The 19,057-nt window shown below is 38.9% G+C and carries 11 protein-coding genes and 1 pseudogene; 11 read left to right on the top strand and 1 reads right to left on the bottom strand.

Going from position 1 to position 19,057, the window contains the following annotated elements:
• The first annotated feature begins 1 nt into the window (after position 1).
• From IPP61_20360 to IPP61_20315, 10 genes and pseudogenes are all read left to right on the top strand, one after another.
• Positions 2 to 1,564 carry a carboxylesterase family protein gene (locus IPP61_20360; GenBank protein MBL0327480.1) on the top strand — a complete coding sequence of 521 codons (1,563 nt, stop codon included), beginning with the start codon at positions 2 to 4 and terminating at the stop codon, positions 1,562 to 1,564.
• 29 nt (positions 1,565 to 1,593) lie between these two features.
• The gene (locus tag IPP61_20355; protein MBL0327479.1) at positions 1,594 to 2,709 is read left to right on the top strand and encodes an esterase; all 1,116 of its coding nucleotides are present in this window, start codon (positions 1,594 to 1,596) and stop codon (positions 2,707 to 2,709) included.
• A 30-nt stretch (positions 2,710 to 2,739) separates the two neighbouring features.
• Complete coding sequence (locus IPP61_20350; protein ID MBL0327478.1) at positions 2,740 to 3,903, top strand: esterase; 1,164 nt, start codon at positions 2,740 to 2,742, stop codon at positions 3,901 to 3,903.
• Between the two features lie 2 nt (positions 3,904 to 3,905).
• Positions 3,906 to 4,991, top strand: coding sequence for an esterase (locus IPP61_20345; GenBank protein ID MBL0327477.1), 1,086 nt, complete (start codon positions 3,906 to 3,908; stop codon positions 4,989 to 4,991).
• Positions 4,992 to 5,019: 28 nt separating this feature from the next.
• Positions 5,020 to 6,126 (top strand): esterase, encoded by a 1,107-nt coding sequence (locus IPP61_20340; GenBank protein ID MBL0327476.1) that lies wholly within the window; start codon positions 5,020 to 5,022, stop codon positions 6,124 to 6,126.
• 17 nt (positions 6,127 to 6,143) lie between these two features.
• Complete coding sequence (locus IPP61_20335) at positions 6,144 to 7,394, top strand: glycoside hydrolase (GenBank protein ID MBL0327475.1); 1,251 nt, start codon at positions 6,144 to 6,146, stop codon at positions 7,392 to 7,394.
• Positions 7,395 to 7,420: 26 nt separating this feature from the next.
• The gene (locus tag IPP61_20330) at positions 7,421 to 9,340 is read left to right on the top strand and encodes an esterase (protein MBL0327474.1); all 1,920 of its coding nucleotides are present in this window, start codon (positions 7,421 to 7,423) and stop codon (positions 9,338 to 9,340) included.
• Between the two features lie 106 nt (positions 9,341 to 9,446).
• The gene (locus IPP61_20325; GenBank protein MBL0327473.1) at positions 9,447 to 9,878 is read left to right on the top strand and encodes an SRPBCC family protein; all 432 of its coding nucleotides are present in this window, start codon (positions 9,447 to 9,449) and stop codon (positions 9,876 to 9,878) included.
• Positions 9,879 to 10,186: 308 nt separating this feature from the next.
• A pseudogene (locus IPP61_20320) lies at positions 10,187 to 10,747 on the top strand (acetylxylan esterase).
• Positions 10,748 to 10,794: 47 nt separating this feature from the next.
• Positions 10,795 to 12,246 carry a family 43 glycosylhydrolase gene (locus IPP61_20315; GenBank protein MBL0327472.1) on the top strand — a complete coding sequence of 484 codons (1,452 nt, stop codon included), beginning with the start codon at positions 10,795 to 10,797 and terminating at the stop codon, positions 12,244 to 12,246.
• An 88-nt stretch (positions 12,247 to 12,334) separates the two neighbouring features.
• Here IPP61_20315 and IPP61_20310 read toward each other — a convergent pair whose 3' ends face one another.
• Positions 12,335 to 15,649, bottom strand: a complete 3,315-nt coding sequence (locus IPP61_20310; GenBank protein ID MBL0327471.1) for a VCBS repeat-containing protein — start codon at positions 15,647 to 15,649, stop codon at positions 12,335 to 12,337.
• Between the two features lie 271 nt (positions 15,650 to 15,920).
• Between IPP61_20310 and IPP61_20305 the strand changes: the two genes are divergently transcribed.
• On the top strand, positions 15,921 to 19,052 hold the full coding sequence (locus tag IPP61_20305; protein MBL0327470.1) for a TonB-dependent receptor: 3,132 nt from the start codon (positions 15,921 to 15,923) through the stop codon (positions 19,050 to 19,052).
• Positions 19,053 to 19,057: the final 5 nt, after the last annotated feature.

Raw genomic sequence — 19,057 nt, 5'->3', positions numbered from 1 at the left:
TATGAAAAAATATATAGATATTAAATTTTTGGCATTATTAATTTTGCCTTTTCTTAGCTTTGGCCAAATCACCGGTCCTGTTAAAGTCAAAGAAGGTATGGTGCAGGGTATGATTGAGAACGGTTTGTCTGTTTTCAAAGGTATCCCGTTTGCTGCCCCACCGGTTGGTGAACTCCGTTGGAAAGCCCCCATGCCGGCATTAAGTTGGAATGGAGTCAAAGAGACCACAAAATTTGCCCCTGCTCCATTTCAGGGCGGAAATCCACCATCAGGCAAAAGCGAAGACTGCTTGTATCTGAACATTTGGTCTCCTGCCCAAAAAGCCAATGAAAATCTCCCTGTATTGGTGTGGATTTACGGTGGAGGTTTTAGTTTTGGCTCTAATTCCGACCCTACATCAAATGGGGAGCATCTGGCCAAAAAAGGAGTTGTGCTGGTAAGTATTGCCTATAGGGTAGGTCAAATGGGATTTTTGGCCCATCCCGAACTCAGTGCAGAAACATCGCAAAAAACCTCAGGTAATTACGGACTTTTGGATATGATTGCCGGTTTGAAATGGATTAAAGAAAACATCAAACAGTTTGGCGGGAATCCTGATAAAGTAACCATTTTCGGAGAATCTGCAGGTGGAATTGCCGTAAGTATGCTTTGTGCCTCACCTTTAGCAAAAGGTCTGTTCCATGGAGCTATTTCCCAAAGTGGCGGTTCATTTGGACCCAATAGAACTACTACTTATCCAGGTGAAAATATGAAGTTATTATCTTTGGCAGAAAGCCAAGGCGTAGAATTCATGCAAAAAACAGGTGCAAAAACGCTCGCTGAAATGAGAGCGATTCCAGCAGAAAAACTCCCCGGTGGCTTTGGAATGCCTGGAGGCTGGCCGATTGTCGACGGTTATGTGGTTCCTGACGACCAACACATTTTATATGAAAAAGGCAAATACAATCATACGCCTGTTTTAATAGGTTATAATTCTGACGAAGGGGCGAGTTTTCAACCTCCAAAAACCCCAAAAGATTATATTGAAAGCACACAAAAACGTTATGGTAAATTTGCAGAAAGTCTGATAATGGCCTATCCTGTTGGTGAAAATACTGTTCCAAAAACCGCACGTGATCTAGCTCGTGACGCTGCTTTTGGTTGGCAAACCTGGGCCTGGGCCAATCTCCAAACTAAAACATCCAAAGAAAAGGTGTTTTATTATTATCTCGATCAACATCTTGATTATCCGGCTGGTACTCCAAAACACGGTTATGGCTCACCTCATGGGCAAGACGTGGCATTTGTATTTGGTACACTTAATCCTGCTGACCCCAACCGTACCCCAACTGACGAAGCCGTTTCGGAAACGATGATGACCTACTGGACCAATTTTGCGAAATATGGTCATCCAAATAGCGATTCGGTGCCTAAATGGGAAGCCTTTTCACCTAAAAATCCCAAAGTGATGTATTTCAACCAAAAAGCATTTATGGGACCTGTTCCCAGTGAAGATGCTTTAAAAGCTTTGGATAAATACTTTGAATGGAGAAGGACATCAGAAGGTAAAGAATGGGCTAAATAATTAGTATTCAACCAAAAAAACATATTCAAATGAAGATCAAAAATAATTTCTTGACAATTTTCAGTTTGGCAACTGTAAGCAGTTTTGCCCAACCAGTCCCTCGTCCTGCGGTTATTTCGCCGGAAGTTCATCCTGACAATTCAGTCACTTTCAGGTATTATGCTCCTGCTGCAAAAGAAGTAAAACTCAGCGGGCAGTTTGAAAAAGGAGCCCTTACATTACAAAAAGATGACCAGGGAATATGGAGTGTAAAAACCAACCCCATCAAACCCGATATGTACCCATATTCATTTTCGGTGGATGGTGTAACAGTAGCCGACCCCAACAACTCAGTCTTGTTTCCCAATGAGGGTTTTCAAAGCAGTCTGGTTGAAATTACCGGCAATACTTCATTAGTACATACCATGCAAAACGTACCGCATGGAACGGTATCTTATCGTTACTATCAATCAGCTGAACTGGGAATCAGACCGGTAGTAATTTATACCCCACCAGGTTATGAAACTAATCCTAATGTCAAATATCCTGTGCTTTATTTATTACATGGCACTACCGACACAGAAGAAACCTGGACCAAAGTGGGCCGGGCCAATATCATTTTGGATAATCTTATAGCTCAGGGAAAGGCGAAACCCATGATTATTGTAATGCCATATGGCAGAGCATATCCAATTATATCAAAATCGTCGGGTAGTTTACGCAATTGGGACAACCTACAAGTGTTTGAAAAAGATTTTTACGAAAACCTCATGCCTTGGGTAGAAAAAAACTATCGTACCATCAACAACAAAGACAGCAGGGCCATGGCGGGCTTCTCAGGCGGTGGCGGTACTACCATGTATTTGGGTTTTAACCACAGCGAAAAATTTGCCTATATATGCGGTTTTGCTCCAGGTTTGCTCAATTCAGAATTTGAACGCAATCATGCTCTTGCTTTCAAAAACCCTACCCAAACGGCCAAAAACCTCAAATTACTTTGGATTGGCGTAGGTACAGAAGATCCTCTTTACAAAGTAGATAACGAATTTATGGGACTTCTTGACCAAAAGGGAATTAAATATGAAAAGTACTTTACTGACGGTGGCCATACCTGGATGAACGTAAAGAATTATTTCAGTGTAATCGCTCCAAAACTTTTTAAATAAACATTTATTCAATCAAAAAAAGAAACAAAAATGAAACAAAAAATCAATCTTAAACTGCTCGGAGTGATATTCTCCGTTTTAATGACTTTTTATGGGCAAGCCCAGCCACCCAGAGGACCTTATGTGGTTTCTCCGAAAGTAAATCCTGACAAATCGGTTACTTTTTCGTATCTGGCACCCAATGCCACTAACGTTTTACTGGATGGAGGTCAATTTGGTGCAGCCAACGTTCCCATGACCAAAAATGCGGAGGGCGTTTGGTCGGTTACATTTGGACCGATAAAACCGGATATTTATCCCTATGGATTTAAAGTAGATGGCATTACCGTTAATGACCCTTCAAACACTTATTTATTTCCAAATGAGCGATTTAAAGGTAGCCTTGTTGAAATTCCCGGCGATACACCAGCAGTTTATGCCCTCAAAAATGTACCCCATGGTACTATTTCGTATGAATTGTATCCAGGTGTAGAAAGTAGCACCGGAACTTTTGTAATTTATACTCCTCCGGGATATTCAAAAAATACAAAAGCCAAATATCCGGTTTATTACCTTATCAGCGGCACAACTGATACCGAAGAGACTTTCTGGAAAGTGGGAAAAGTAAACCTGATGCTGGATAATATGATTGCTGAAGGAAAAGCAAAACCAATGATCGTAGTGATGCCTTATGGAAATCCAATGGCACGTATTGCAGAGCAAACCGGAAAAGAAAAACCATCAGATGTGATGAGCCGCGATGGAGACGATGCCCTGAAACGTATGAAACTCTTTGAAAATGATCTTGTAAAACATGTAATTCCTTTTGTAGAAAAAAACTACAGAACCATTCCTAATCGTGATAACAGAGCCATAGGTGGTTTTTCAAGAGGTGGCGGACAGACCCTTAGAACTGCTTTCAACAACGTTGACAAGTTTGCTTATGTTTGCAGTTATGCTTCTTATGTTTCTCCTGCCGAAATGGATAAAAATTTCACTAATATCACTGCTGATCCTGCCAAAACCAACAAAGATTTCAAACTCCTGTGGTCAGGCATTGGTACTGAAGATTTTCTATATAAAGGCACTACCGAATGGGAAAATTACCTGAAGGAGAAAAAAATTAATGTAAAAACTTTTGCTATCCCTGGCGGACATACCTGGATGAATGTGAAGCAATATCTGAACGAAACTTTACCTGTATTGTTTAAATGACCATGAAAAAATTAAAAATACGGATACTGTTTTTATTCATATCTATATTTCTTTCGAAGGAAATCATTGCCCAAAGGCCACCGGCCATCAGTTCACCTGACGTTCATCCTGACAAAAGTGTAACTTTTAGGTTTTTCTCCAAAACAGCCAAAGAAGTCAAACTTTCAGGTGAATTTTTAAAGGAACCGGTTGATTTAAAAAAAGATACCACAGGTATTTGGAGCATAACTGTTCCGGCAATTAAGCCGGACATTTATCCCTATAATTTTGTGGTTGACGGTGTGGGGGTACAAGACCCAAATAATACTTATGTTTTTGCCAATGAGCGGTTTAAGCGTAGCATTGTAGATGTTCCCGGGGACCAACCTTTGGTTCATTCTCTTCAAAATGTGCCACATGGAAAAGTTTCATATCAATACTATGAATCAAAAACTTTGGGTGTAACAAGACAGCTTCTGGTATATACGCCGCCAAATTTTGACGCCAGCGGAAAAACCAAATATCCTGTTTTGTATTTGATTCATGGTGGGTCAGATACTGAAGAAACCTGGACAAAGGTGGGAAAATCCAATCTCATTGCTGATAACCTTATCGCTGCGGGGAAAGCAAAAAAGATGATTATCGTGATGCCCTACGGAAATGTGCGTCCGGCTCCGATGCCTGATTTTACAAAAGATGTAATCAATGATATCATTCCTTTCATTGAGGAAAATTACCCTGTGGATAAAAATAGCTCGGGCAGAGCCGTTGCCGGTTTTTCGGTAGGAGGAGGTCAGACGCTGAACATTGGTTTTACCAACACTGATAAATTTGCTTACATCTGTTCGTATGCTCCGTTTACTGCAACCGAAGAGTTTAGGAAAAACTTCGACAATTGGTCTCCTGATGCATCAAAGATCAATCAACAGCTTAAACTTTTCACTATAAGCGTGGGTACAGATGATTTCCTGTACGAAAGTGTGAAGAAGAACATCGCGATGTTTGAAGAAAAAGGAATCAAAATCAAGCCTTTGATAGTTGATGGTGGCCATACCTGGATGAACTGTAAACTGTTTCTGGCTAATTCATTAGAACAAATATTCAAGTAATAATTATTTATTCTCAACCATTCTACAAATGAAAAAAAACGTTTTAAAAATCGCATTAAGCACCTTATTTACAGCAAGTATGGTGTGGGCACAGGCTCAGATTGCTGAAGACTTCAAACCTTCTGTTATGAACCAGCCCGGTCAGGAATATCCCATGGTAAACTCGCAGGGATATGCCCGTTTTAAAATTCTGGCACCAGCTGCCGACAGTGTAAAAGTTAGCCTGGGTCTTGGAGGTCGGGGTGGTACCAGACTCAAAAAAAATGCTGACGGCTACTGGGAAGGCACTACCGAAGGACCAATGGATGAAGGTTTCCACTATTACAATGTAAATATTGATGGCGGAAAATTTAATGATCCGGGTGCCAAAAACTATTATGGTTCTATCAGGTGGGAAAGTGGAATAGAGATTCCCGCCAAAGACCAGGATTTTTATGCCCTGAAAAACGTTCCTCATGGCCATGTACAGCAAGTGCTGTTTCCTTCACCAAGTACAGGTACTTCCCGCAGAGCATTTGTTTATACGCCTCCGGGATATGAAAAAGGCAAACAAAAATACCCGGTGCTATATCTTCAACATGGCTGGGGAGAGGACGAAACCGCATGGATGAACCAGGGACATGCCAATCTCATCATGGATAACCTTATTGCCGAGGGCAAAATCAAACCTTTCATCATCGTTAACACTTATGGTATGACAAACGAAGTGAAGTTTGGCAAAATCCGTGAATTTGACATCAAACCATTCCAAACCGTCTTGGTTGATGAACTCGTTCCTTATGTTGACAGCCATTTCAGAACCATAGCCACAAGAGAAAAAAGAGCCATGGCCGGCCTTTCGATGGGAGGAATGGAAACTAAAACCATCACTTTGAACAAACCTGAGGTTTTCGGGTCATTTGGACTTTTGAGTGGCGGTACTTATGCATCTGCTGACTTCAAAGATAAAATAAAACCCATTTTTATCCATTTGAGTTGTGGAAGTAAAGAGCGTCCTGATGGAATCAGAAAAGCTGCTGAAGAACTAAAAGCGGCAGGATTTAATGCTGAAGGATATATTTCAGAAGGCACAGCTCATGAATTTTTGTCATGGAGAAGAGCTCTTCATCAAATGGCTCAAAACCTTTTTAAATAACATCTTAATTGATATTCATGAATTATCCTTTCGATAAAACATTCAATAAACCTCAAAAGTCATCCTGGCTTTTGGGTTTATTGTTTATTATGGCATTTTCGTTAAATGCTCAAAAACCGGAATACAGAAATGTATTTAAGGAACATGGTTATAAACAAAAAGACATAGATAAAAAGCTGCAAAAGGCGTATTCTGATCTTTTTGAAGGGCCTGATAAAATATATTTTGAAGTGGGTGATTCTATGGCCTATGTTTCAGATATAAAAAACAACGATGCACGTACAGAAGGCCTTTCCTACGGAATGATGGTGGCAGTACAGTTAGACAAGAAAGAAGTTTTTGATCGTATCTGGCGTTGGTCAAAAAAATATACGCAACACCAAAGCGGGCCTCGCGAAGGATATTTTGCCTGGAGTATCAATCCAAAAACGATGAAGCAAAACTCTCCGGGTTCAGCTTCTGATGGCGAGCTGTATTATGTGACAAGCTTACTTTTTGCTGCCAACCGATGGGGAAATGACTCAGGTATAGATTATCACAAGGAAGCCCGCCGTATTCTGGACGCCATGTGGAAAAAAGACGGCAAGAACAACGTCTATAATATTTTCAACACAGAGCACAAGCAAATCACCTTCGTGCCAGATAGGTTTGGATACTCTTGGACCGACCCTTCCTATCATGTACCGGCATTTATGGAAGTATGGGCCAAATATGCAAAAGACGGCCATGAAGATTTCTATAAAGCAGTGGCCGATACCTCCAGAGCATTTTTCAAGCGTGCCTGTCACCCTGTCACCGGTTTAAATTCCGACTATACTGAGTTTAATGGCCAGCCTCATCCTACCCGATGGATGCCAGCAGGGTTCAGATATGACTCGTGGCGAGTACCCATGAACATCGCAATGGATTATGCATGGTTTGGAAAAGACAAAAAATGGCAGGAAGATTATGCCGGTCGATTCCAGAATTTCCTGAAATCAAAAGGCCTTGATACCTACGACGACCAGTTTAATATTGACGGCACCAAACCCGAATTTATCCTGAAAGCTGGTTCTGAGGCAAAACTCAGACATTCTATAGGCCTGGTTTCTACTGCGGCTACCACGACCTTGATAAAGAAAGACAAAGATTTTGTGAAGGAAATCTGGAATGCTCAGCTAAAACCTTATGCGGACGGATACTTCGATCCTTATTACGACGGTTTGATGTATCTCTTTAGCTTGATGCACCTGAGCGGAAATTACCGGATCATAGAACCTGTCAAATAACCCATCATTTATTTAATTATTATATCATGAAAAGAAAGATTTATTTAATCCTGAGCATTATGCTATGCCAGTTGGCGGCATTTGCACAAAATATGGAGATGCCAAAAGGATTTGAAGAACTAAGAAGTGGCATCCTAACAGGCAAACTCGACAGTATCAAATATGCATCCAAAACAGTAGGCTCTACCCGTAAAGCCTTGGTTTATACGCCTCCTGGTTTTGACAAAAAGAAAAAATACCCGGTTTTATACCTCCTTCACGGTATTGGTGGTGATGAAAAAGAATGGCTCAATGGTGCCAAACCTCAGCAAATTCTTGACAACCTCTACGCCGATGGTAAATTGCAACCGATGATTGTAGTGATGCCTAATGGCAGAGCTATGAAAGATGACCGGGCCGTAGGTAATATTTTTGAAAAAGATAAAGTGGAAGCTTTTGCCACTTTTGAAAAAGATCTGTTAAATGACCTTATTCCATTTATTGAAAAAAAATACCCTGTTATTGCCGACCGTGAAAGTCGGGCCATAGCTGGCCTTTCCATGGGCGGAGGTCAATCCCTCAATTTTGGATTGGGAAATCTTGATAAATTTGCCTGGGTTGGAGGTTTTTCTTCAGCTCCAAATACAAAAGCACCCAAAGATTTGGTTCCGGATCCTGAAAAAGCCAGAAAAATATTGAAGGTTCTTTGGATATCCTGCGGTGATGCCGATGGATTAATCACTTTCAGCAAACGCACACATGATTATTTGTACGAAAACAATGTGCCGCATATCTATTATCTCGAGGCTGGTGTTCATGATTTTAAAGTTTGGAAAAACGGACTCTACATGTTTTCACAATTATTGTTTAAGCCTGTAGATCAGTCATCTTTTACAAAATATTCGGTGCTGGGTACAGGTGCTGCCACCAATATCAGAAACGGAAAATTCCCTCAGATTTTGCCGGACAATCGTGTGATTTTCAAAGTCAAAGCACCTGAAGCTCAAAAGGTTCAGATTGATTTGGGCAAAAAATACGATATGGTAAAAGACAGTGAAGGCTTCTGGAACGTCACTACTGATTCGGTAAGCCGTGGTTTTCACTATTATTCTTTATTGATTGATGGCGTTGCCGTGGCTGACCCCGCCAGTGAATCTTTCTATGGTATGGGGCGTATGGCTTCCGGAATCGAAATTCCTTATAATGAAGGTGGTTTTTATGCGATGAAAGATGTGCCCCACGGTGACATTAGAATCAAAAAATATTACTCAAAAGTGACCAATAGCTGGCGTGAAATGTATGTTTATACGCCTCCGGGATATGAAAATGCCAGTGAGAAATTTCCGGTAATGTATCTGTTACATGGAGGTGGCGAAGACCAGAGAGGTTGGGCAATACAAGGTAAAACCGATTTGATTTTGGATAATTTGATTGCCGAAAACAAAGCCAAACCTATGGTTATCGTGATGATGGATGGAAATTTCTCTGGTCCCGGTGGCATTGCAGGATTTGGAATGCAGCAGTTAAATATATTTGAAAATGAACTAAAAAATGCAGTTATTCCTTTTGTGGAAGCCAATTTTAAAGTATCAGCCGATGCCAAAAACCGTGCTCTGGCCGGACTTTCAATGGGTGGTCTGCAAACTCTCCATGCCGGAGTGAGAAATTCAGATGTATTCAATTATTTGGGAGTATTTAGCTCTGGTTGGTGGGCGAACAATACACAACTATCTGATCCTCAGTATCAATATATGCAAGCCAATAAAGACAAAATCAATTCCAATATCAAGGAATTCTGGATTTCACAAGGTGGTGTGGAAGATATAGCTCATGCCAACTGCCAGATAATGATGAAAAAATTTGATGAAATGGGTGTAAAATACCGTTACAGCGAATATGCCGGTGGACACACCTGGCCGGTTTGGAGACATGATTTGTATTTATTTTCTCAGTTATTATTCAAATAAAAAATCTGGGGTGGAATCTTAAGTCTGCCCCAATTTTTCCTGTTAAAAAATTGTATGGAAGCTTTTAACCGGAAAATACAATTCCAACAATAAATCTCAGATAGAAATGATTGACGTTAATAAAAATGCTCCGTTTTATGCTACGGAATCAATAACAATTGATGCCGAAACCCAATTGGTTTGGGAAAAACTAGCCGACATCGATAGCTGGCCAAAATGGTTGACTATGGTCAAAAAAGCCAAAATCAACGGTCCTTTAAAAGCCGACACTACTTTTAACTGGGTTGCAGGTGGTATGCCCATAAAATCGACTTTACATACCGTAATTCCATATTTCCAAATCGGGTGGACCGGAAAAGCATTTGGGCTATATGCTGTACACAATTGGGTTTTTGTAGATTTAAAAGGGAAAACTAAGGTCACGGTAACTGAAAGTATGGAAGGCCTGTTGCTAAAATTATTCAAAAAATATCTTAACAAATCCCTTCAAAGTGACATGAGAAAGTCATTGGAATTACTAAAAAATGCTTGTGAGTAAGATTGTTTAAGTTGACTTTCTTGTCTGATTCTATCCTGTTCCCAGATTTCGGTAATTGACTGATTTATGGGATTTTTTAAACTGTTTTACAGTTTTTTTAAAGTTTTTTCAACCATTCTTAAACATAATTTTTTATGAATTCTTTTTTTAAACATTTGTCACTGGCAACTGGTGTGTTATTTTTTACAGGCTTGGTATTTCAGGGATGCAAATCTGCATCAACTCTCCCAACCAATAATTCTGTAAATACTGATACTACCCGGAGCCTTTCACCGTATTTTGTAAAAGCTACCAGTAAGTTAAAGTATCCTGACAATGAGGGATTTATTCAACGTTGGATGTTGCTGGAACCCATAAGTAAACCCAATCGTGGCAATACAGTTTTTACCGATAGTTATTTGCGGGAAAACTTTGCAAAAGAGTATTTTCCAAATCAATTTACAATTATGCCAAAAGATGGCGAAAAAGTAAAAGCAGGCGACCAGGAGCTTGCCTGGCATGCTTTGGAAAGCACCAATTATAATGTGAAACTTTTTCGGTTTGCTTATGGGCTTTATAAACCCGTTTATGGGGTGCTGTTTTGGGGGGTTACTGTAATTGATAGCCCTCGTGAAATGAAAAATGTACGCTTGGCTGTTGGCTCAAACTCAGCTTCAATGTGGTGGCTAAATGGCAAGGAAGCAACCCTTCTTTCCGGTGATAGACGTATGGTGATGGATGATGTAGTTTCTAATCGTTTGACACTTAACAAAGGTCGGAATGTTTTAAGGGGAGCAATCATAAATGGTCCGGGTATGAGTGATTTCTGCGTTAGATTCTTAGATGAAAACGGTCAACCAATCAAAGACATTTCTATTTCCTGCGAGTGAGAATTGAATATTCGCTCTTAAAATCTTAATTTTTAAATAAGTTTATTATGAAATTTAATATAAAAAATATTGCCAAACTGACCCTACTAATAGGGTGTTTATCTTTTGAAATTAATGCCCAAATTGGCAAACCATTTATTCACGATCCTTCTACTATAATGGAGTCAGATGGAAAATATTACACATTTGGTACCCGGGGTGGCGGTTTGGTATCAGAAGATGGATGGACATGGAACCCGGGAGGAGAAAGACCCGGTGGAGGAGCTGCACCTGATGCAGTAAAAATAGGCGATCGCTATCTTATTGCATATGGAGCAACTGGCGGAGGTCTCGGTGGTGGACACAATGGTAGAATATTGACCATGTGGAATAAAACCCTTGATCCAAAATCCCCCGATTTCAAATATACTGAAGCCATAGTGGTGGCATCTTCTGACGGAAAAGAAGATTGCGATGCCATTGACCCGGGTTTATTATTGGACCCTACTGATGGTAGGCTTTGGTTAAGTTATGGTACATATTTTGGATTTATCAGACTTGTGGAATTAGACCCCAAAACGGGTAAAAGAGTCGAGGGAAACAAAGCAATAGATGTTGCTATTGACTGCGAAGCTTCTGCATTAATGTACCGTGATGGCTGGTATTATTTGCTTGGAACCCATGGTACTTGTTGTGATGGAGCCAATTCCACATATAATATTGTGGTGGGTCGATCAAAAAAGGTAACCGGTCCTTATATTGACAATATGGGAAGAGATATGCTCAAAGGCGGAGGAAAAATGGTACTTGGCTCAGGTGGTGGAAGAGTGAATGGTGCGGGACACTTCGGTCACTGGAAAATTGATGAAGGTGTTGAGAAAATGTCCCTTCATTATGAAGCTGACTTAGATCAAAGTGGACGAAGTGTATTGGCTATTCGCCCTTTACTTTGGAAAAATGGCTGGCCTATGGGCGGTGAACTTTTTAAAGAAGGTACCTTCCAAATAGAATCTGAACGTCGTGGATATGGTCTTGAACTGATAGTGGATTTTGTTCGTATGCCTGGTGGTTTCCGTGGCCCTCGTGACCCCAACGAACCGATTAAACCTGTACCTTCTCAAGAGCTAAAAGATGTAATTGACACCTGGCCAAAAGGTGAAATAGGAGTGAGGGCTGGTGATTATATAGCAAGACCACACCAAAAATGGACGATTACTGCAGTGCCTGATGGCGGTGGCAACCCTGGAGGTCAGTATTATAAAATTGTGATTGCTGGTACCGATCGTGCTCTGGCTGCCACTGCAGCTGCCGAATTAATTACAGTTCCGACATTTACCGGAGCAGCAGAACAATTATGGAGGATTGACCAACTTATAGATGGTACTTATAGAATTATGCCGAAAGTTGTACCTAATTCAAACGAAAAATTGGCCCTGATTTCTTCGGGAGACAGTACTCCAACACTTGGTAAATTTGATTTCAATAGTGACAATTCTAAATGGAATTTTAGAGCCCATTAAAATTGAATTATTGCCTAAAAAAAAGACGCATGTTTAAAAAACAGCGTCTTTTTTTTACATTTTAAAAATTGTTTTTCATTTCAATATCCTACTTGGTTTTACTTTTTATTTTATTCGGTTTTAAAATATATGATTCAGCTTTACCTGAATTACAGAAAGTCAGGAGTGTTCCCGAGGTTTTAAAAAATAATGATTTACGGGTGTCGCCTTGAAAGTTGAGACCGGAGTTTTCAAAATCAATAGCCTTAAAATCTCCTTTTCCATTACCCAGCAACAAAACTCCTCTGGAAGCATCTTGTCTTCCCTGATGTGCTTCATTGGGATAAAATCTCCCGCTTAAAAGCAGGTCAACTTTTCCATCATGATTGAAATCTTCAGAAATAATAGAAAAAACAGGCGATTGCTGTGCTTGCCAGGGTAGAGCTTTAATTTCAAATTCTCCTTTCTTATTATTTAATGCGAAGCTGCTTAGAAGCATTTTGGCCTGTTTTTTTATTGCCCCTTCCTTTTCCTCTTCGGTAAAAAGGTCATCAAACCTTGCCATTGAGTAATCTTTGAAAGTGATAAATTTCTTTCTGAAGCTATTGATTTGCAAGTTAAGGTTCTCTCTTGGATGGACAGGTACCAATTTGCCTTTTAAATAATGCCCCATAACCGGGTCCATCTTTTTGTCATTATCAAAATCCTTGGCTATCATCACCATCGGTTGGTCAGTTGAGGCCCTGTAAAATGAATTGAGGCCTTCATTGCCTAGTATCAGGTCAGAAAAGCCATCATTATTAATATCAACAGCTTCCAAACTATTCCACCAGCCTTCAGTGTTTTCATTAGTCTTTGCTTTAAAAATTCCTTTATTGTTTTTTAGAATTGTAAGCGGCATCCACTCTCCAACGGTCGCCAGATCTATCCAACCATCATGGTCGAAATCTCCAATTGCGGCATCGCATACCATTCCGAAATTTTTCAGAAAGGGTGCCACACGAGCAGTCACATCAGTAAATTTACCATTTTCATTTTTTAGAATGTAGCTGTCGGCTTCTTTTGGGTATTGGTAAGGAGTTATTCGGCCTCCTAAAAACAAATCCAGATCACCATCTCGGTCATAATCCAAAGGCTCAATAACCTGGCAACTGACATTCATCTTGGGCAAATTTCCATTTTTAGTAAATTTTCCTTTGCCATCATTTATCCAAAGTTGAGGTTGAAATGCTATTGGGTTTTCAAGAGGCGATTCACAGCTCCCTCCAGTAATTATCAAATCCTGATCTCCATCAGAATCGGCATCAAAAAGCCTTAATGCACCTACTTCCATTTCCTTTGAAGTTGCAATGTCCTGTACTTTACTGAAAGTGCCTATTTTATTTTGTGCAAAAATCAAAGTTTCAGTGCCTCTAAATGCCCCTCCAATAACAATATCCTCAAGTCCGTCACTGTTTATATCACCTTTTGCAACCACCGGCCCAAAACGTGAGAGCATTTTATGCAAAGCTGCATTTTCATTAAAATCCAAAAAATCTGATTCTCGGTGTTCAAAATTAATGATATTTTCAACAGACGTAAAATAAGGTGAGATTGAATTTTTTATTCCATTTTCTAATCCAGCATCCACATATTTTAGAGTCAACTTTTTTAAAGTGCTGTCCAGATTTTTAAATGTCTGACTTTTTCCATCAGGCCAGGTGACCAACAATGAATCCACCTGATGGTTTTGACCTAATCCTATAATAAGTTCTTTATACATACTCGATAAATATCCTCTGACCGGAAAATTTTCAAAATGAAGTTTTTCTTCACCAACAAATGCAGTAACTTTTGCACCTATTCCGCCAGGGTTTATTTGGCTTCCTTCAAAATCAATTGACAGGCTATGATTTTTTGATTTTATATCTGTTTTATTTTTAAAAACAGAAGCCTCATTGTCAATATTATTCACAATCAAATCCAGATCACCGTCATTGTCGAGGTCAGCGTAAGCTGTTCCATTGGAAAATGATAATTCATCTAATCCCCATGCTTCCGAAACATTCTCGAAATTCATTTTTCCTTTATTTCTATAAGCATAATCTTTGAGTGGAATCTCCGGAACTTTCTCCACCAAATTCTTTCGGTTTTGGGTTCTTGCCCTGTCTGAACCAAACATATCGTTGTTTCGGTAGTAACTGATGAAATCCAGATCCGTTACATTTTTACGGTAACCATTTGAAATAAAAATGTCTTTGAGCATATCGTTATCAAGATCACAAATCAAGGCACTCCAGCTCCAGTCGGTTTTTGCAATCCCAGCCAAAAGACCATTCTCGCTAAATTGTGGAATACCATTTTGATTTCCAAGATTAACCTGAAGCATATTTCTCATGTATTGCAATTGGAAATTAAATGGCGGATTAATGCTAATTTCTTTCCGGTCATAATCCTGCCTGCCCAGCATTTGTTTTTGGCGTTCATTTTCTTCCGGCATCATATCTAGCTGAAAGATATCCACCTTGCCATCCTGATTGATATCAGCAGCGTCCATTCCCATTCCAGACATTGCCGTATGTGGCATTGACTCCTTAACCACATTCCGGAAAGTTCCATCTCCATTATTGAGGTAAAGTACATCTGAACTGAGGAAGTCATTGGAACAATAAATATCGGGCATATTATCATTATTATAATCACTTACTACTACACCAAGTCCCAGCCCTTCATATACTATTCCAGCTTTAACCGATACATCTTTAAATACAGGGTGACCATTCTCAGTTTTATTATTTTGAAAAAGCTTACTTGCTGAGGGGTGTGTTCCATCGTTGATAGCAACACGGTTATAACTGGGGTTTTGGGTATCAGGTGAAGTATTAAGAAGAAATACATCGAGGTCACCATCGAGATCATAATCAAAAAAGACAGATTGAGTGGTATAGCCTGAATAGTCCAATCCATATTCTTTGGCTTGTTCTTTAAAAGTTGGAATAGCTGTTTTTTGATTAATAAAAAGCAGGTTTTGTGTTTTGGTCATAGATTTATGCACTGCTACTGCAATATAAATATCATCCCAACCATCATTATTAATATCTACAATTGAAACACCATTGCACCATCTGTCGGTTTTGATTCCTGCTCTTTCTGTAATTTTTTCAAACTTCATTTTTCCTTTATTCAGAAATAATTCTGAGCTAACCTGATTGCCGGAAAAGAACACATCTTTTAAGCCATCCTTATTGAAATCACCTATTCCTACTCCACCTCCATTGTAAAAATTAGTGAATGTAAAAGCGTTCAAATCATCTGTTGGTTTCATCAAATTTTTGAAATCAATCCCAGTTTCAGAGGAAGATAATTTCTCAAACATAGAATCAGATTTTGATTTACATCCAACAAAAATGAAAACAAAAGCGAAAAGAGCAATTATAGATTTCATAAGCTTGACCTTTGATAATATTACAATTTTAATTTTTTAATTAAATTTTTCATGTTGCACTAAAATCTGTAGCAAAATAATACCATTTTGTGAAAAAAAATCAACATTTCTTTTTTGGAATTATTTTTTCGTGTAAATTTGACACATATTAAAAAAAATTAAAAATAAAACCTTAAAAATTATTCAATCACTAGAAAATGCCTAAATAAACTCCAGCGGATCTCTTACTCATAATTATATTTTTTTCATTTATTCAAACATTTTAAACATGATGTTGTACAATTACAAAACAACCTTAGAAAATGCCGTATTGAGAAAGTCAATAAGGCTACTGCCTGTTTTAGTTCTCTTTCTGTTTTCTTTTACTTCCATAATGGCTCAGGTCAAAGGTGTGGTAAAGAATGAAAATGGAGAAGGATTTCAAGGTGTCAATGTCCTGGTAAAAGGTACCACTACAGGTGCTGTAACCGACAATGAAGGCCGCTACGAAGTAAAAGCTACCAGTGAATCGGTTTTGGTATTTAGCTTTTTGGGATATAAATCTCAGGAAGTTAAAGTAGGAGCCCAAAAAGAAATCAACGTATCATTGGTTGTAGATGAAAGTCTGATGGACGAGATTATTGTAGTAGGTTATGGTACTCAGAAAAAATCAACACTTACTGGTGCTGTATCTTCTATTACCAACAAAGATTTGACTACTCAACCTGTAATCAGTGCTCCACAAGCTATGCAAGGTCGTATAGCAGGGGTATCTATTGTTAACAACAGTAGCCCTGGTGCTGAACCAACTGTTCGTATCAGAGGGGTAGGATCAATCAGCTTAAACCCAAATCCATTATATGTGATTGATGGTGTTCCTGCTGGTGGTCTTAACACTATTGCTCCAAGTGATATCGAGTCAATCGAGGTTTTGAAAGATGCCAGTGCATCGGCCATTTATGGATCAAGAGCTGCCAATGGTGTAGTTTTGATTACTACCAAAAAAGGGAAATCTGGTAAATTGAGCATAAGCTTAGATTCTTACATTGGTACTCAACAAGCATGGAAAACTCTTGATCTGCTTAATAGTGCGGAATATATCAAATACGGTACTGCTTTGCTTTCGGCTTCAGGACAACCAATTCCTGCTCGTTTTTCAAATATGAACACGCCAATCTATCCGGGAGCAACAACTACTTTTGCTCAGACAGAAACTGACTGGCAAGATGTAATGTTTAAAAAAGGCCCTATTAACAGTACTCAACTTTCATTGGGCGGTGGAACTGACAAATCAAAATTCTATATGTCATTTGGTAATTTCAAACAAGAAGGTATTTTACCATTTACAGAATATGGACGTCAAAACCTTAGACTTAACTCAGATCATCAATTAGCTAAGTTTTTATCAGTAGGTCAGACCTTGATGATTTCATCTGATAATCGTATAGCTGAGAGAGATGCTGGTGGTAGAAGTATGATTATGAATATCATGCGTATGACCCCTTACTGGCCAGTAAGTGATCCAACTAAATTGGGTGGTTACAGTACAACTGCTCAGGGACTTGATGCTACTGACCCTGAAAACCCAATGCGTATTGCTGTTCAAGAACAAAAAGATCAGAAAGACAGATCTTATAAAATGTTGGGAACTCTGTATGCTGAAATTAAATTTACCAATTGGCTGAAATACAAGTTTACGGCTGGTGGTGACTATGCCAATTCAATTTTTACAGGTTTCGTTCCTATATATAATGATGGAAACCGTAGTCGTCAAACGGCTGAATTGAGCCAAAATAGGGGACAGTTCTTCTCAAAAGTGTTTACAAATCAATTGAACTTTGACAAGACAATCGGTAAAAACATTATCAATGTAACTGCTGTTGCTGAAAGACAAGACGCTAAATTTACTTCAATTAATCTCACAGGTCAAAGACCGGATAATAATATTCAACAGATTCAGGGAGCTTCCAATGTAAGTGGTAATACTGCTACCAATGAAAACTCTTTGATTTCATATGTGGGAAGATTGAATTATGAATATGATAGCAAATACCTTTTAAGTGCATCTGTTCGTCGTGATGGTTCTTCTAAATTTGCTCCTGGTAACAAATGGGGTACTTTCCCTTCATTATCATTGGGTTGGAGGTTAAGTGAAGAGGCCTTTATGAAAGATGTACCTGCAATTTCAGAAATGAAATTAAGAGGTAGTATTGGTGTAACTGGTTATAACTCAATAGGTGATTATGACTGGCAGCCATTGGTTTCTGCCAATAATACTATTTATCCTGTTGGTAATGATGGTACAAACCTGGGTTCATACTTTAATAGCTTGGGTAATGGTGGCTTGAGTTGGGAAGAAACAACAATGAAAAACATAGGTTTGGATGTTTCATTGTTTAACAACAAAATTAGCTTGTCAACAGAAGCTTATATACGTAAAACTGACGGTCTTCTTCTAAGAGTTCCTCTACCTGAATCTATGGGTTATTCAAATAGTCCATTAGCTAACGTGGGTAGTATGCAAAACAAAGGTTTTGAACTTTCTCTAGGATATCACATCGATAAAAAAGATTTGAAATCAACATTGACAGGAACTTTTGACCTGATAAGAAACAAAGTTTTAAGCCTTGCTACACCTAATGCAACCTTAAATGCCGGTAACAATGCTGACTTTGGTGGTTTTGATATTACTCGTACTGAAGCTGGTCAACCACTTCAATCATTTTATGGATGGCAGGTAGAAGGCATCTTCCAAAATGAAGCTGAGATTTCGGCTGCCAATGGAAAAGATGGAAATTCAACTACTCCATATCAAAATGAAAGCACTAAAGCAGGTGATATTAAATTTAAAGATTTGAACGGTGATGGTAAAATTGATGCAAGTGACAGAACTTATCTAGGAAGCTATTTGCCTAAATTCTCTTATGGTTTGAATTATTCTGGTACATACAAAAACTTTGACTTCGGTGTATTCTTCCAGGGAGTTTATGGAAATAAAATATACAATGGAACAAAAGTATTGGGACAAGGTATGCTTAGATTATTCAATGCTTCAACCGATGTTTTAGATGCCTGGACCCCTACTAACACAGACACAGATGTACCAAGAGCAGTAAGTGGTGATCCAAATCAGAATTCAAGAACTTCTGATCGTTTTATCGAAAGTGGTTCATATTTAAGACTTAAAAACTTAACAGTTGGCTATACGCTTTCACCTTCGAAAATTTCAAGTCTTACCAATAATGTTCTGACAAAAGCCAGAATTTACTTCACAAGTCAAAACCTATTAACATTTACTAAATATACAGGTTTTGATCCGGAAATCGCATCCAGAAACGGTAACTTACTTACTAATGGAGTTGATTATGGAATGTATCCTCAGGCTCGTACACTTACTGTGGGTGTTAACTTAGGATTTAATTAAAATTT

Source organism: Cytophagaceae bacterium (genome assembly GCA_016722655.1).
Classification (GTDB): Bacteria; Bacteroidota; Bacteroidia; order Cytophagales; family Spirosomataceae; genus Leadbetterella.
The sequence above is the reverse complement of the archived record's forward strand: the minus strand, read 5'-3'. Positions and strand labels throughout refer to the sequence as shown.